Here is an 864-nt window from a genome sequence, read left to right as displayed (position 1 = left end):
CTGAATTTAATAGATTACTTAAGGATTCAGTATCTTGATGATGAATGACATGTAACAGCTGTTGGTAATAGTTATAAGCTTTCCTCAGTTCGTCAGACATGTTCAGCAGACGATCAACGACATCAGCATCACATAATTGGCGATTTTGAAAATTGATTCGTTTCGAATAATGTTGATAGTCTAATTCAGCTGAATCTTTCATTAATAATTTCCAATACCGCTTAAGGGCACGCCAATCGTGGGAACCGTTGCCAGCTTGTTTCATTACTTGAAGTCGAACTGAATTTAGAGCCTGAAAAGCTTGAACAACGATGTGAAAATGATCAGCAATGATAATTGCATTTGGAAAGAGTTCATGAATTAAGGGTCGATAAGGTGAATAAAGATCGACGGTTACGGTTTTAACAGCTTTGCGGGCAGCAAAAGTGTATCTTAAGAAATAGCTTCTAATGAAATTATTTGTCCGCGATTCAATAATATCAATCGTTCGGTGATGAACACTGTCCATCACTAAAAGACTCATACCACTTTTGGCAAACTTTCCTGATTTGAAATCATCAAAAGCAATATCAGCAGGCAGCCAATGATAATTAGGTTGGATGTATTCATTGAACTGCTTAGTAAAGCGCATGATAGTCATTGGCGAGATAGCATAATTTTCAGCAATATCTGTTTGAGAGATATTTTTTCCAAGTTCAATAATGGCACGATATTTAACTGCATCAGAAATTTGATTTTTAGGCTGAATGCCAGCAACTTTAGCAATTTGGGTGATGACTTGGGGACACATTTTGGATTTAGGGCAAATAAACTTTTGTTTGCGAATACAAAGAATATTAGTAACTCCAGCCGAAGGCAAACCGA

General features: G+C 36.6%; 1 protein-coding gene. It reads right to left on the bottom strand.

The genetic code is table 11. The features are described 5' to 3' along the window. On the bottom strand, positions 1–864 hold an 864-nt coding region (locus KH893_RS11090), incomplete at both ends, for a transposase (RefSeq protein WP_281166183.1).

The organism is Liquorilactobacillus sicerae (assembly GCF_029916425.1).
Classification (GTDB): Bacteria; Bacillota; Bacilli; order Lactobacillales; family Lactobacillaceae; genus Liquorilactobacillus; species Liquorilactobacillus sicerae.
Note: the sequence above shows the minus strand (reverse complement) of the source record. Positions and strands in the feature narration are given on the sequence as shown.